This window comes from Rhodobacter sp. NTK016B, from assembly GCF_017303295.1.
GTDB lineage: Bacteria > Pseudomonadota > Alphaproteobacteria > Rhodobacterales > Rhodobacteraceae > Pararhodobacter.
The window spans coordinates 201690-216019 of record NZ_JAFKOK010000011.1; the positions used below are offsets into that span (position 1 = coordinate 201690).

Sequence of the window (14330 nt, forward strand, 5' to 3'; positions counted from 1 at the left end):
CGCAAGGGAGAAACGGCGCCTTCCCGGCGCCCCAAGGGAGGAGAGCGATATGCTCGACAGGACATTGACGATCAATGGCGAACAGGCTGCGGCGGAGACCACATTCGAGGTGCGCAACCCCAGCACCGGCGAGCTTGTGGGCCACGCGCCGAACGCGACCGAAGAGACGCTGAACGCCGCCGTCGCCGCCGCGAAGGCGGCTTTTCCAAACTGGGCCGCGACCCCGGATGAAGAGCGTCAGTCCCTCTGCCGCCGGATTGTCGAGGTTCTCGGCGAAAACAGCGAAGAGCTGGCCGAGCTGATCACGCGTGAACAGGGGAAACCGCTGAACGGGGCCGGGTCGCGCTGGGAAGTCGGCGGCGCACAGGCCTGGGCCGCGCATACGGCGGAACTGACCTTGCCGGTCAAGGTGTTGCAGGATGACGAGAACGGCTATCTGACGCTGCACCGCCGCCCGCTTGGCGTCGTGGGCTCGATCACCCCGTGGAACTTCCCGCTGATGATCGCGGTCTGGCACGTCCTGCCGGCGCTGCGGACCGGCAATACCGTCGTTATCAAACCCTCGCCGCACACTCCGCTTGCGACGCTGCGCATGGTCGAGCTTGTCAGCGCGCTGCTGCCGCCGGGGGTGCTGAACATCGTCACCGGGGATGACAAGGCGGTCAATCTCGGGGCGCTGATGTCGGCGCATCCGGATATCCGCAAGATCGTCTTCACCGGCTCCTGCGCGACGGGTCAGCGCGTGATGCAGAATGCGGCGCAAACAATGAAGCGGCTGACACTGGAAATGGGCGGCAATGACGCGGGGATCGTGCTGCCGGATGCCGATCCCGACGCCATCGCCGAGGATCTGTTCTGGGGCGCGTTCATCAATAATGGGCAGACCTGCGCCGCGATGAAGCGTCTTTACGTGCATGAGAGCATTCACGACGCGGTCTGCGATGCGCTTGTGGCGTATGCCCGGAACGTCCCGGTCGGCGATGGCATGGACGAGGCCAGCATCCTCGGGCCGGTTCAGAACAAGGCGCAGTTCGACAAGCTCAAGCGTCTTGTGGACGACGCGAAGACCAAGGGGCAGGTTCTGCTGGGCGGTACGCCGGGCGAGGGGCTGTTCTTCCCGCCGACGCTGATTGCGGGCCTGTCCAACGGCGACGCGCTGGTGGATGAGGAACAGTTCGGTCCCGCCCTGCCCATCATCCGCTATTCCGATGTCGAACAGGCCCTCGCTGACGCCAATGCGCTTGAAACCGGCCTTGGCGGGTCGGTCTGGAGTCGCGACAAAGAGGCCGCGCGCGCGCTGGCCGCGCGGATGGAATGCGGCTCGGTCTGGATCAACAAGCACGGCGCGATCCAGCCCAACGCCCCCTTCGGCGGGGTGAAGCAATCCGGGCTCGGCGTGGAATTCGGCGAAGAGGGGCTCGCGGAATATACCGACATTCAGGTCGTCTTTTCCTGAGCTGAAAACGAACCGGGGCCGCGCAGGGAGGCGCAGCCCCACCCGATCCATGTGTCAAGGGAGGAGCACCATGACCGATAGCAAAACCACCAATCTCACCCGCCGATCCTTCATCGGTCGCACAGCGGTCGCGTCGGGCGTTCTAAGCCTTGGCGGCGGACTGCTGGGGGCCAGCGTGAATCCGGCCGACGCGCAGGAGCAGAGCTACGACTACGTGATCTGCGGCGCGGGGTCGGCAGGCTGCGTGCTGGCCAATCGCCTGAGCGAAGACGGCGCGCGCGTGCTTCTGATCGAGGCGGGCGGTCCAGACAATTCCGAGATGATCTCGACCCCGATGCGGCTGATCGAGCTTTGGGGAACGCCCTTTGACTGGGGATATCAGACGGTCCCGCAGGAACACGCCGCCAGCCGGCAGCTGTTCTGGCCGCGCGGGAAGACGCTGGGGGGCTCTTCGTCGCTCAACGGGATGATTTATGTGCGGGGCAACGCGTCCGATTACGACGCCTGGGCGCACGACTTCGGATGCGAGGGCTGGGATTACGCATCCGTCCTGCCCTATTTCAAGAAATCCGAAGACTTTTCGCGCGGCGCGGATGACTACCACGGCGCGGGCGGGCCGCTTCACGTCACCGCCGATTTCGAGCCGCACCCGCTGACGCGCGCCATGGTCGAGGCCGCGCAGGAAGCGGGCTATCCGCTCAACGAAGACACCAACGGCGCCCGGCAGGACGGCGTCGCCTATGTCGATCTCAACACGCAGAACGGTCGGCGCGCATCGACTGCCGTGGCGTTCCTTCGTCCGGCGCTTGAGCGCGAGAACCTGACGCTGATCACCAATGCGCGCGTGCTCAATATCGAATTCGACGGCGACCGGGCCACCGGCGTGACCTATCTTCAGGATAACGAGACACACAGCGTTTCCGCTGGCCGCGAAGTGATCGTCTCGGGCGGTGCGATCGAAAGCCCGCGTATTCTCATGATGTCCGGCATCGGCCCCCGGGAGCATCTTGAAGAGCTGGGGATCGAGGTGCGTCAGGACCTTCCCGGCGTGGGCAAGAACTTGAACGATCACACGCTGTGCCCGGTCATCTATGAAGGCGCGCAGGAAATCCCGGCGCCGAGCGATATGGCGATTACCGTGCTGCACGCGCATGTCTTCATCCGCTCGGATGATGCGCTGCCGGGCCCCGACATGCAGCCGCTGTTCTTCCACGTGCCCTATTACACGCCCGAGATGGAGCAGCCGACCGGCAATGCGTTCACGTTGAACGCCTCGGGCGTGCAGCCCGCGTCTCATGGTGAAATCCGGCTGTCGGGGCCGTCCATCGACGATCCGCTGCACATCGATCCCAAGGTCCTGTCGGACGACCATGACGTCGACATTCTGGTGAAATCCATCCGCCAGATGCGCGAGATCGCAGCGCAGCCCGCGCTTGCCGAATGGAAGGGGCGCGAGATCTATCCGGGTGACGAGGTTCAGAGCGACGAAGATCTGGCCGATTATGCCCGCTCGGCGGTGATGTCCTATCACCACCAGAACGGAACCTGCGCGATGGGCACCGGCGAGATGGCCGTGCTCGACCCCGAGCTTCGGGTCCGCGGGATCGAGGGCCTGCGCGTCGTCGATGCCTCGGTCTTTCCCAAGGTCATGGCGGGCAATACCAATGCGCCCGTCATCATGGTCGCCGAGAAAGCCGCCGATCTGATCAAGGCCTCCCACAACTGACGCACCAGCGTCCGACGTGGGCCTCCCGGCACCGCTCGCCCCTTGGGCGGGCGGTGTTCTAGTCTGTGCTTCCGGCTGTCTTGCGCAGGGCCCCCGGTGCCGCGCCATAGCGCGCGCGGAAGCTGCGGTGGAAATGCGACAGGTCGTTGAATCCCGACGCGAAGGCCACCTCTGCGACGGTGCGCTTCGGGTCCGCCGATAGCTGCCGATGGGCAAGGGCGAGACGCACCTCCTGAAAGGCTGCAGAGGGGGTTTCCCCGACCTTGGAAAAGAGCCGCTGCACGGACCGGCGGGACAGGCCCAGATCGGTGCACAGATCCTCGAGCCCGTAATCGGCGTCGCGCGCATTCAGCGCGATCAGCTCGCGGGCCTGCCGCAGGCGCGCCATCTCTTCGGCCTCGGCGCTGGGCGTCTGCGTCTCGCGGCATCTCAGATAGGTTCCGAGCAGTTCTACCAGCGTATCCGACAGCCGTCCGGCGGTATCGGCCCCGGCGCCGAGCAGCTTCAGCAACACGGCCTCGAGCGCCACGTTGAGCGGATCGGCGCGGTCGATCGGCACGCCGCCGATGCAGGCCTGCCCCAGACGGCGCACTGTTTCCTCGCGCGGCAGATGCACCGAAATCTTTCGCGTGACCTCGTCAAAATACTGGAATTGCGAGGGAAAGGCGGAATCCACCAGATGGAACGAGCCGGGCTGCATCAGGCTTTCGGTCTCGCCCTGCCGGATCACGCTGCGCCCGCTTTCCTGATAGATAAGGAACAGGTTACGCGCGGGATCACGGCGGATCATCCGCTGGTCACGCCAGATCGAGCGCACCCGTGTTGCCACGAACGCTGCGTTGAACGGCCCGAACCTGCGCGCATCGATGGCGCCGGTGATGTGGTCGCTTTTGACATGCGGCGCGATTTCGAAATTGCCGCACACCTCGACCAGCCGGTCGCGCGCGCTCTCGATCGCGACCGGGGCGGCGGCGCTGAAGCCGCGCGGATCGGACATAACCTCTTGTCGAGACATGCAAGCCTCCTCCACGCAACAGGCTAGCGATCAGAGGGGACAGGTGCAATCACGTCACGCGCAGCCGGTCGGATCCGAACCCGGACCCGACCGGTGCCACGGTCACGCGGCCAGCCGCCGGTAACGGCTGCCATAGAAGACCAGCGGATCGGCCTCGCAGGCATGGCAATGCTCGACTTCGGCGATCAGCAGGACATGATCGTTGACCTCGACGCGCCGCTGCACCCGGCAGGCGAAATTGGCGAGCGCGCCGTCCAGCCCGACATAGTTCCCGAACGCGGCGAAGTCGGGCGTCCATCCCGGCACCGGCTTGCCGGCGAAATGGCCCGAGATCCGCTCGGCCCCCGCGCCCAGCACGTTGACCACGAACATCCCGGCGGCCTCGATCGCTTTCAGGGTCCGTCCCTGCATGACCGACACAAGGATCGTCGGCGGCGCAAGGCTGACAGAGGTGAAGCTGTTCGCGGTCATGCCTGCGACGGTGCCGTCGGCTTCGGCGGCGGTCAGAACCGTCACCCCGGTTGTGAAGCGCGACAGGGCGTGACGAAACTCGGTCGGATCAGGTGTCTTCATAGCCGGGCTCCAGCGGAAAATGGAAGACCTGCGCGCCCTTGGGCGAATAGTTCGGCACGTCGCCGGCGACCTCGTGACCGATTTCCGAGTTCATCGCGGCCTCGAACGCCCGCGCGTCGTCGAAATAGGCCTGAAAGATGCAGAACACGTCACCCGGACCTATCGCTTCGGGAAAGGCGTGATGCATGCGGCGCAGGCCCGGCAGGCTGCCCGCCAGAGGCAGATGGCGTTCCGCGTAATAACGCTTGAAAGCCTCGGCGTCGTCGGGCTGCGGATAGATAACCGTCAGGCAATACATGGTTTTTCCTCCTTACTCGGCCGCCATTGGGGTCTTGGCACCGATCCAGTGCCGGATTCTCTGGGGCGAGCTCAGATGCTCCCATTGGTCTTCGGGCGCGTTGAAATTCTGGGTGAATTCGTCGCAGAGCGCGCGGTTCTGGCTCATGGCGCCCAGCAGCATCTGAAATTCCTGCGACGGCGGCTGCATCATCAGGTTGGTCCAGCGCGCGGCCCCCAGCACACGGTCACGGCGGCGGTTTTCCACCCGCTCGATAAACCGGCCATCCAGCACAGGGGCACGAGCGATTTCCTCGCCCACCACGAAGGCGGAATAGGACGAGATATTGGCGCCCTGTCCATTCACCGGATCGACGGTGCAATGCACATCACCGATCGCAAGCGCGTATTTCCCGTTGTCGAACTTCACCGCCGGTTTGCGGACCGTCGGCACGACGCCCCCCTGCAGAATGTCCTGCGACTGGCACAGATCGAAGCGGGACGCTTCGATGCGGTTGTAGATCCCGGGGTGATACTGCTCCAGATCGTCCAGAACCGCCTGCAGGAAGGCTTTGGGATCCGCGTCGTAGCTTTCGCGCGCCAGATGCGTCATCGGCCCGTCTGGCAGGTTCTCCATCAGCAGCGCGTGCCCCATCCCGTCGAAGGTGATGGTCGGAATGCAGATCAGCTCGCCGACGCCGGGGGTGATCGACATCGTGACATTCATCGGATCGGTATTCGACACGCCCGAATAAAGCCCGACGCAGAGCTGGCGTTGCGGCGCCTTGAAGGGCGTTTCCTCGGGATCGTGCTCGAACATCGCGCCCATCGGGCCCTTGCCGACCGCCACGGCCAGCAGGTCATGCCGGTCCACAAGCGGCTGGATGTCCTTTTCCTCGATCCGCCGGAACTCGATCTTGCCGCCGCGTTCCACGAAATCCTCCATGAGGCGCGGCAGATAAATCCGGTAATCGAGCGCGCGCGAGGGCTTCTCGAACGACCCCGCGAAGTTGAGCGGGCCGGGCTCGGGCACGTTCAGCCAGTGGTCGTGGTAATAGTAATGCTGGTCCGGATCGGTCCAGTGATTGACCCCGAGCGCCGTTTCGCGCGCCAGCGTGGTCGAATGATGCGCGACCGTGTTCAGCAACCGGGCGTCACGATACGCCCCGGGCTCGCGGTCGGTATAGAGCACTGCGTCGATGCCCTGTTTCTGCAGATACAGCGCCAGATGAAGCCCGGCGATCCCTGCGCCGACGATGCCGACATTGTGCATGGTGTCCTCCCATTTCTCCTCAGGACCGAGGCTATTGATCGGACAGGTAATCGAAAATAGCATATTTCGGATATTTCTTATTCCCGACTGGAATGACCGAATGGACCGGATCGACTGCCTTCTCGCGTTTTCGCATGTGCTTGACAGCGGCAGCTTCTCGGCCGCCGCCATCCGTCTGGGGACGACGCAGCCGACGATTTCCAAGCGGATCGCCAAGCTCGAGGCGGATTTCGGAACGCGGCTGTTCCTGCGCAGCACAAGGCGGCTTCATCCGACCCCCGAGGCTTGGCGCATCCACGAAAAGGTCCGGGTATTGCTGGAAACCTATGACGATGCCCGTGCGATGGCGCGCAACAGGACGCCCGAGGCAACCGGCACCCTGACCATCAGCGTGCCGTCATCGGCCGGTCGCAATGTGCTGATGCCGTTCTTTGCCGAGTACAAGCGCCTCAACCCGCAGGTCGATCTGGACATCCGGTTATCCGACCGCCCGGTGAACCTGTTGGAGGAAGGCGTCGAACTGGCGCTGCGGATTGGCGAACTGGCGGATAGCGCGTTGCGGGCAAGGACCGTGTGCCGCCTGCCGCGCTTTGCTGTCGCCAGTCCGGAATACCTGCGAACGCGGCCCGCGCCCGAGACGCCGGGCGACCTCAGGGATCATGTCTGCATCAGCTACGCAGGCTTCGGCGAGACCTCGCAATGGATTTTCGAAGGGGAATCCGGTCGCCACGCGATCCGGATCGATGCGGAAATCCGCCTCGACGACGCCGATGCCATGCTCGAGATGGCGCGGGCCAGTATGGGCGTCGCCATCCTGCCCGGCTGGCTGGCCACCGGCCCGATCCGCTCGGGTGCGCTTGAACAGCTTCTGACCGAGCACACGGTGCCAAGCATGCCGGTCAACATAATCTACCCGCAGGATACCGGGCCCTCCCACCGTGCCCGCCGCTTCATCGACCACTTGCTCGAAAACCGGGCCCGGCTGAGCGAGGTCATGTCAGACGGGCTGCGGCGTTAGGGCGCCGCGCATGGTTACGGTCACCGTCCGCGGAACAAACTCCCCAGCACGCCGCGCACGATTGCGCTGCCCGCGCGCGTGCCGATCGAACGGGCCATGGACTTGGTGAAGGCCTCGGTCACGCTGTCCCCGCGCCGGCTGCTTGAGCGGCTTGTGCGGGGTTTCTCCGTCGCCTCGACACGGCGCGCCCGTGATGAGCCGGGAGAATAACGCCGCGCGCGGGTGAAACCTTCGTCGCGCTCTTCCTTTGCACCCGCCTGCCGGGCGGCCGTTTCGGCCCGCCGTGCCAGCATCTCATGCGCCGAATCGCGGTCGATGGGCGTCTCGTATTTCCGCCCCAGCGGCGAGGCAGCGATTACCGCGCGGCGATCCGCCTCGGGGCAGGGGCCCATCATCGACGAGGGCGGTCGGATCAGCGTGCGCTCGACCATGCCGGGCACGCCCTTGGCCTCAAGGAACGAGGTCACCGCCTCACCCACGCCGACCTCGCGGATCGCCGTTTCGGTCTCGAAACGCGGATTCGCGCGGTAGGTCTGGGCTGCGCGCCTGAGTGCCTGCTGATCGCGCGCGGTAAAGGCCCTCAGCGCGTGCTGCACGCGGTTGCCCAGCTGGCCGAGAATGTCCTCGGGCACATCGTCGGGATTTTGCGTGACGAAATAGACCCCCACCCCTTTCGAGCGGATCAGCCGCGCCACCTGTTCGACCTTCTCGACCAGCGCGCGCGGGGCGCGGTCGAACAGCAGATGCGCTTCGTCAAAGAAAAAGACCAGCTTCGGACGGTCCGGATCGCCCACTTCGGGCAGTTCCTCGAACAGTTCGGACAAGAGCCACAGCATGAAGGTCGCGTAAAGCCGGGGCGTCTGCATCAGCGTCGCGGCATGCAGGATATTGACCTGCCCGCGTCCCGCATGAACCCGCATCAGATCGGCGATCTCCAAAGCGGGCTCGCCGAAGAACTGCGCGGCGCCTTGGTTTTCCAGCACCAGTAGCCGCCGCTGAATCGCCCCGATTGAGGCGCTGGTCACATTGCCATAGCGCGCCGACATCTCGCGCTGGTTCTCGGACAGGAATTGCAGCATCGCGCGCAGATCGTCCAGATCGAGGATCGGCCAGCCCTCTTCATCCGACAGCCGGAAGGCCACGTTGATCACGCCCTCCTGCGCCTCGGTCAGTTCAAGGATCCGGCTCAGCAAAAGGGGCCCCATATCCGAAATCGTCGTGCGCACCGGATGGCCGTGCTGGCCGAACAGGTCCCAGAACGTGACCGGCATCGCCTCGTGCACCATCGGACCCAGCCCGATCGTGTCGGCGCGGCTCTGGAACGCCTCGCGCGGGGTACCGGCCACGGCCATGCCGCTCACATCGCCCTTGATATCGGTCAGCACCACAGGCACACCCGCGCGGCTGAATTCCTCGGCCATGATCTGCATGGTGATCGTCTTGCCGGTGCCGGTGGCTCCGGCGATCAGCCCGTGCCGGTTGCCGTATTTCAACAGCAGATCCTGCGGCACCCCGTAACCCTCGCCGCCGCCGCCGATGAAAACGCTGTCCGTCATGCCTCAGTCTCCATGCCCCAGTCTCCATGCCCCAGTTTCGACACCGGGCGCGAGCGCGCGCCCCTTTCACTTTGTCTCAAATACTCCACGGGGGTGCGGGGGTGTGAAACCCCCGCTTGCCCGCGCTCGCCGCCGAAAAACCGGTCGGGCCGAAGGCTCAGACTGCCGCGAAATCCTCGGCCGCGTAACCCTGCAAATACAACAGCGCGGTCAGATCGCCGTGGTTCACGCGCAGCTCGCATTGCGCCGCGACCGAAGGCTTGGCATGCAGCGCAACGCCGGATCCTGCGAGCCCCAGCATGCCCAGATCGTTGGCGCCGTCGCCCACCGCGATGACCTCGGCCGGGGTGATGCCCAGCCGTGCGGTGATCTGGTTGAGCGCGTCGACCTTGGCCTGTTTGCCGAGGATCGGCTCGCCCACCGCGCCCGTCAGCTTCCCGTCGCGTTCCAGCAGCGTGTTGGCGCGGTTTTCGTCAAAGCCCAGCTCGGCTGCGACCTTGGCGGTGAAAGCGGTGAACCCGCCCGAGACCAGCGCCGCGTGGCCGCCATGCGCCTTCATCGTGGCAATCAGGGTCTTGCCGCCGGGCATGTAGGTGATTCGCTCGGCCAGCACCTGATCGATTACCGAGACCGGCAGATCCTTCAGCAGCCCCACCCGTTCCTTCAGCGCGGCTTCGAAGTCCAGCTCGCCATTCATCGCCCGCGCGGTGATGCCCGCGACATGCGCGCCGACGCCCGCCATATCGGCCAGCTCGTCGATGCATTCCTGCTGGATCATGGTCGAATCCATATCCGCCAGCAGCATCGCCTTGCGCCGCCCCGCACTCGGCTGCACGCACAGATCGATCCCCAGCTCTTGCAGGCTTTCCCAGCTTTCCCAGCGGTTTGCGGGCATCGCGCCGATCTCGAACTCGGCGGCGATTCCCCGGTCCAGCCAGCGCGCCGTGCCGCCGCCCCAGGCATTGCGCAGGGTCTCGACCAGCGGGCTTTCCAGAACCGGGTTGGCGGGATTGGTGAGAAGCGTGACGGTGAACATGGCGCGGGTTTCCGATGGTGAACCTGAAGGGTCGCTTTCGCGGGTATTTCAGCCGCATTAGGCCAATTTTCCAGCTTGTGCCAGTCACGGCGCGGGCCTATGTCCGTCGGCGGGACACCTCTCCCCAACGAGAGGCATCTATCTGGAAGGGTACTATGTCTGCACCTGCGACCCCGGCCACGCGGCCGGCCAATCCGCGTTTTTCTTCTGGCCCCTGCGCCAAGATCCCCCAATTTTCGCTGGACATGCTCGCTGACGCGCCGCTCGGTCGGTCGCACCGCGCCGCTATCGGCAAGTCCAAGCTGGCCGAGGCCATCGACCTGACCCGCGAGGTTCTGGGCGTGCCCGCCGATTATCGCATCGGCATCGTGCCGGGCTCGGATACGGGCGCCGTCGAGATGGCGATGTGGTCGATGCTGGGCGCCCGCCCGGTCGAGATGCTCGCGTGGGAAAGCTTCGGCGAAGGCTGGGTCACTGATGTGGTCAAGCAGCTCAAGCTCGATGCCGAGGTCAAGAAGGCCCCCTACGGCCAGATCGTCGATTTCGCGACGGTCGATTTCGACAAGGACGTGGTCTTCACCTGGAACGGCACGACCTCGGGCGTGCGGGTTGCCAATGGCGATGCGATCCCCGCCGACCGCGCTGGCCTGACGATCTGCGACGCGACCTCGGCTGCGTTTGCGATGGAACTGCCCTTCGACAAGCTCGATGTGGTGACCTTCAGCTGGCAGAAGGTGCTGGGCGGCGAGGGTGCGCATGGCGTGCTGATCCTGTCCCCGCGCGCCGTCGAGCGGCTGGAAAGCTATACCCCCGCCTGGCCGCTGCCGAAGATCTTCCGCATGACCAAGGGCGGCAAGCTGAACGAAGGCATCTTCAAGGGCGAGACGATCAACACGCCCTCGATGCTGGCGGTCGAGGATTACCTTGTTGCGCTGAAATGGGCGCAGTCGCTGGGCGGCCGCAAGGCGCTGATCGCGCGGGCCGAGGCGAATGCCAAGGTCGTTTGGGATTTCTGCGCGCAGAAGGACTGGCTGGCCAATCTGGCCGAGGACATGGCGCTGGCATCGACCACTTCGGTCTGCCTGAAATTCACCGATGCGCGCATCACCGATGGTGCCGCCTTCGCCAAGGCCGTGGCCAAGCGGCTGGAGAAAGAAGGCGTGGCGCTGGATATCGGCGCGTATCGCGATGCGCCCGCCGGTCTGCGGATCTGGTGCGGCTCGACGGTGGAAACCGCCGATGTCGAGGCGCTGATGCCGTGGCTGGAATGGGCTTTTGAAGCCGAGATCGCCGCGCTGGCGCAAGCCGCCTGAGACAAGTAGCGGTGCGTGAAATCATGCACCCTACAGCCTTCTCCCCGATTACAGGCGGCGTGACTGCACGCGCCTTCCCCCGATATTTCAGGAGCCCAGACCATGGCTGCCCAGACGAAACCCCGTGTCCTCGTTTCCGACAAACTGTCCGAAACCGCCGTCCAGATCTTCCGCGACCGCGGCATTGATGTCGATTTCGAGCCCAACCTCGGCAAGGACAAGGACAAGCTGCTCGAAGTGATCGGCCAGTATGATGGCCTCGCTATCCGCTCGAACACCAAGGTGACCGAGAAGATCATCGCCGCCGCGACCAATCTCAAGGTCATCGGCCGCGCGGGCATCGGGGTCGACAATGTCGACATCCCCGAAGCCTCGAAGAAGGGCATCATCGTGATGAACACGCCCTTCGGCAACTCGATCACCACCGCCGAACACGCTATCGCGATGATGTTCGCAGTCGCGCGCCAGATCCCGGAAGCCAATGCCTCGACCCATGCCGGCAAGTGGGAAAAGTCGAAATTCATGGGTGTCGAGCTGTACAACAAGACGCTCGGCGTGATCGGCGCGGGCAATATCGGCGGGATCGTCTGCGACCGTGCGGTGGGCCTGAAGATGAAAGTCGTGGCTTACGATCCGTTCCTGTCGGACGAACGCGCGACGCAACTCGGCGTGACCAAGGTCGAGCTGGACGAGCTGCTGGCGCGGGCCGATTTCATCACGCTTCACGTGCCGATGACCGACAAGACCCGCAACATCCTGTCGCGCGAGAACATCGCCAAGACCAAGAAGGGCGTGCGCATCATCAACTGCGCCCGCGGCGGTCTGGTCGATGAGGAAGCGCTGGCCGAGGCGCTGACCTCGGGGCATGTCGCCGGCGCCGCGCTTGACGTCTTCGCGGTCGAACCCGCGACCGAGAGCCCGCTTTTCAACATGCCCAACGTGGTCTGTACGCCCCACTTGGGCGCCTCGACCACCGAGGCGCAGGAAAACGTCGCCCTTCAGGTTGCCGAGCAGATGTCCGACTATCTGCTGACTGGTGCCGTGACCAATGCGCTGAACATGCCGTCGGTCACCGCCGAGGAAGCCGCCGTGATGGGGCCGTGGATCAAGCTGGCGGGCCATCTGGGCAATTTCGCAGGCCAGATGACCGAAGAGCCGGTGCGCGCGATCAACGTGCTCTATGACGGCGCGCCGTCGGGCATGAACCTGAAAGCGCTCGATTGCGCGGTGATTGCCGGGATCCTGAAATCGGCGAACCCGGATGTGAACCTCGTCTCGGCGCCGATCGTCGCCAAGGAACGCGGGATCAAGCTGTCGACCACCACGCAGGAAAAAGCGGGCGCCTTCGACGGCTATATCAAGATCACCGTGGTGACCGACAAGCGTGAGCGTTCGCTCGCGGGCACTGTCTTCTCGGACGGCAAGCCGCGCTTCATCCAGATCAAGGGCATCAATATCGACGCCGAGATCGGCGAGCACATGCTCTACACCACCAACGAAGACGTTCCGGGCATCATCGGCCTTCTGGGCGCTACGATGGGCAAGAGCGGCGTCAACATCGCCAACTTCACGCTGGGCCGCTCGGGCGTCGGCGAGGACGCGATCGCGCTGTTGTATCTCGATCAGGCGCTCGACCAGAAAGTCGTCGACACGCTGGAAGGCACGGGGATGTTCCAACAGGTTCGTCCGCTGAAGTTCGAGGTCGCCTGACCGCCCGTCCTTCAGACAATGTTCTTTGCGAAAGGCCCCGCTCGCGCGGGGCCTTTTCGCTACGCGCGGTGCGTGCAAGCACGCACCCTACAAGCGACTGCCAAGCCCGGACCGGCGCGCGGTATCGCGGCCCGGGCGGGGGCTCTTGCCTTGGTGGGCTTGCTTTTGGCGGGGTGGGTACCGTGAGTATTTTCAGCAAAGTGAAAGGGCAGCGTGCCACCCGCGATCAGCTTCGGGCTTGATATGTTGGCGACCCCTTAGCGGGCCAGCCGGACGCCGCAATGGCCCGTCGAGCTGTCGGGCGTGTTATGGGTGCGCGAATGCACCTGATAGCGTTCGCAATAGCTGACATGGCACAGATACGAGCCGCCGCGGATCACGTAGCCCGGCCCGTCTTCGGGCCCCTGTGGGTCGCGCGGCGGGAGTTTGCCCTGTGCCTGTGGCAGTGGACCGAACTTGGTCGCCGTCCATTCCCAGACATTGCCGGTCATGTTGTGAAACCCGTAGGCGTTGGGCGGAAAGTGGTCGGCGGGGCAGGGGCCGATGAACCCGTCGTCGGCAGTATTGGTATTGGGAAAGTCGCCCTGCCAGGTGTTGTGGCGATGGCCCGAGGCGGGCACCAGATCGTTGCCCCAGGGAAAGCGCTTGCCCTTCAGCCCGCCGCGTGCGGCGAATTCCCATTCGGCTTCGGTCGGCAGGCGGGTGCCGGTGAACTCGGCCAGCGCCTGCGCGTCGAACCAGCTCAGATGCACCGCCGGATGGTCGGGCCGGTCGCGCCAGTCCGATCCCGGCCCGTCAGGCGCGGCCCAGCTTGCGCCCGCCACGGCGCGCCACCACGGTGTCTGCGGCGGGTGTTCGACCCAGCCCAGCGGATCGTCGAGGAACAGGTGGAAGACGAAGGACCAGCCCTCGGTCTCGGCCACGCTGCGATAGCCCGACTCTGCGGCGAAGGCGGCGAAGAGCCGGTTGGTGACGCTGGTGCGTCCCAATGCGAAGGGTGAGACGAAGACGCGGCGCGGTGGGCTGTCGAGGTCGTCGGGATAGCGACCGATCGCGGCGCCCATGTCGAAGAAGCCGCCTTTTACCGGGATCAGGCTGGCCGCTACGAGGGCGCGCAGGTCGTCCGAGGCCCGGCGCGCCAGCGCGGGCGCGGCGGTGGTGTTGCCCGAGCCCGACGGGGCGCAGCAGCTCTTGGCATCCATCCTGTCCTCCTTTTGGCACAGGGATGCACGCTGGCGGCGCGAAAGGCAACGGGCGGCCCGATCGGACCGCCCGCGCTCAGGTTCGGATGGGGAGGGGATTTACCACCCGAACTGTACGGTTAGGCCTGTTTGTCCGCCGGACTGCGCGACGTGGGAGGTTGTGTTCTGTCCGAACT

At 65.0% G+C, this 14330-nt stretch carries 12 protein-coding genes; 5 read left to right on the top strand and 7 right to left on the bottom strand.

Features of this window, described 5'->3' with window-relative positions; genetic code table 11:
* Positions 1–49: 49 nt before the first annotated feature.
* Positions 50–1456: an aldehyde dehydrogenase family protein gene (locus JI664_RS15805; protein ID WP_207014722.1), complete on the top strand. Its 1407-nt coding sequence runs from the start codon at positions 50–52 to the stop codon at positions 1454–1456.
* 70 nt (positions 1457–1526) lie between these two features.
* Positions 1527–3182 carry a GMC family oxidoreductase gene (locus tag JI664_RS15810; RefSeq protein WP_207014723.1) on the top strand — a complete coding sequence of 552 codons (1656 nt, stop codon included), beginning with the start codon at positions 1527–1529 and terminating at the stop codon, positions 3180–3182.
* Between the two features lie 58 nt (positions 3183–3240).
* Here JI664_RS15810 and JI664_RS15815 read toward each other — a convergent pair whose 3' ends face one another.
* The 4 genes from JI664_RS15815 to styA form a co-directional block, all read right to left on the bottom strand.
* Positions 3241–4197 carry a helix-turn-helix domain-containing protein gene (locus JI664_RS15815; protein ID WP_207014724.1) on the bottom strand — a complete coding sequence of 319 codons (957 nt, stop codon included), beginning with the start codon at positions 4195–4197 and terminating at the stop codon, positions 3241–3243.
* Positions 4198–4299: 102 nt separating this feature from the next.
* A complete protein-coding gene (locus JI664_RS15820; protein ID WP_207014725.1) occupies positions 4300–4770 on the bottom strand; it encodes a flavin reductase family protein in 471 nt (156 codons plus the stop codon).
* Entirely contained in the window at positions 4757–5068 is a 312-nt protein-coding gene (locus JI664_RS15825; protein WP_207014726.1) for an EthD family reductase, read from the bottom strand. The genes JI664_RS15820 and JI664_RS15825 overlap by 14 nt, the downstream gene beginning before the upstream one ends.
* A gap of 12 nt (positions 5069–5080) precedes the next feature.
* Entirely contained in the window at positions 5081–6319 is a 1239-nt protein-coding gene (gene styA, locus JI664_RS15830) for a styrene monooxygenase subunit StyA (RefSeq protein WP_207014727.1), read from the bottom strand.
* Positions 6320–6419: 100 nt separating this feature from the next.
* Here styA and JI664_RS15835 point away from each other — a divergent pair, with 100 nt between their 5' ends.
* Positions 6420–7337 (top strand): LysR family transcriptional regulator, encoded by a 918-nt coding sequence (locus JI664_RS15835; RefSeq protein ID WP_207014728.1) that lies wholly within the window; start codon positions 6420–6422, stop codon positions 7335–7337.
* 20 nt (positions 7338–7357) lie between these two features.
* Here JI664_RS15835 and JI664_RS15840 read toward each other — a convergent pair whose 3' ends face one another.
* Together JI664_RS15840 and serB are read right to left on the bottom strand one after the other, a co-directional pair.
* Positions 7358–8893 (bottom strand): helicase HerA-like domain-containing protein, encoded by a 1536-nt coding sequence (locus JI664_RS15840; RefSeq protein ID WP_207014729.1) that lies wholly within the window; start codon positions 8891–8893, stop codon positions 7358–7360.
* A gap of 157 nt (positions 8894–9050) precedes the next feature.
* Positions 9051–9929: a phosphoserine phosphatase SerB gene (gene serB / locus JI664_RS15845; protein ID WP_207014730.1), complete on the bottom strand. Its 879-nt coding sequence runs from the start codon at positions 9927–9929 to the stop codon at positions 9051–9053.
* A gap of 155 nt (positions 9930–10084) precedes the next feature.
* Here serB and JI664_RS15850 point away from each other — a divergent pair, with 155 nt between their 5' ends.
* Entirely contained in the window at positions 10085–11242 is a 1158-nt protein-coding gene (locus JI664_RS15850; RefSeq protein WP_207014731.1) for a phosphoserine transaminase, read from the top strand.
* 102 nt (positions 11243–11344) lie between these two features.
* The gene (serA, locus tag JI664_RS15855) at positions 11345–12952 is read left to right on the top strand and encodes a phosphoglycerate dehydrogenase (protein WP_207014732.1); all 1608 of its coding nucleotides are present in this window, start codon (positions 11345–11347) and stop codon (positions 12950–12952) included.
* A 257-nt stretch (positions 12953–13209) separates the two neighbouring features.
* Here the strand turns inward: serA and JI664_RS15860 are convergent, their stop codons facing one another.
* A complete protein-coding gene (locus JI664_RS15860; RefSeq protein WP_207014733.1) occupies positions 13210–14154 on the bottom strand; it encodes a formylglycine-generating enzyme family protein in 945 nt (314 codons plus the stop codon).
* Positions 14155–14330: the final 176 nt, after the last annotated feature.

Excerpts from the sequence above, each read along its gene's own strand:
- JI664_RS15805 (WP_207014722.1), top strand. The coding sequence starts at position 50 with ATGCTCGACAGGACATTGACGATCAATGGCGAACAGGCTGCGGCGGAG.
- JI664_RS15810 (WP_207014723.1), top strand. The coding sequence starts at position 1,527 with ATGACCGATAGCAAAACCACCAATCTCACCCGCCGATCCTTCATCGGT.
- JI664_RS15815 (WP_207014724.1), bottom strand. The coding sequence starts at position 4,197 with ATGTCTCGACAAGAGGTTATGTCCGATCCGCGCGGCTTCAGCGCCGCC.
- JI664_RS15820 (WP_207014725.1), bottom strand. The coding sequence starts at position 4,770 with ATGAAGACACCTGATCCGACCGAGTTTCGTCACGCCCTGTCGCGCTTC.
- JI664_RS15825 (WP_207014726.1), bottom strand. The coding sequence starts at position 5,068 with ATGTATTGCCTGACGGTTATCTATCCGCAGCCCGACGACGCCGAGGCT.
- styA (WP_207014727.1), bottom strand. The coding sequence starts at position 6,319 with ATGCACAATGTCGGCATCGTCGGCGCAGGGATCGCCGGGCTTCATCTG.
- JI664_RS15835 (WP_207014728.1), top strand. The coding sequence starts at position 6,420 with ATGGACCGGATCGACTGCCTTCTCGCGTTTTCGCATGTGCTTGACAGC.
- JI664_RS15840 (WP_207014729.1), bottom strand. The coding sequence starts at position 8,893 with ATGACGGACAGCGTTTTCATCGGCGGCGGCGGCGAGGGTTACGGGGTG.
- serB (WP_207014730.1), bottom strand. The coding sequence starts at position 9,929 with ATGTTCACCGTCACGCTTCTCACCAATCCCGCCAACCCGGTTCTGGAA.
- JI664_RS15850 (WP_207014731.1), top strand. The coding sequence starts at position 10,085 with ATGTCTGCACCTGCGACCCCGGCCACGCGGCCGGCCAATCCGCGTTTT.
- serA (WP_207014732.1), top strand. The coding sequence starts at position 11,345 with ATGGCTGCCCAGACGAAACCCCGTGTCCTCGTTTCCGACAAACTGTCC.
- JI664_RS15860 (WP_207014733.1), bottom strand. The coding sequence starts at position 14,154 with ATGGATGCCAAGAGCTGCTGCGCCCCGTCGGGCTCGGGCAACACCACC.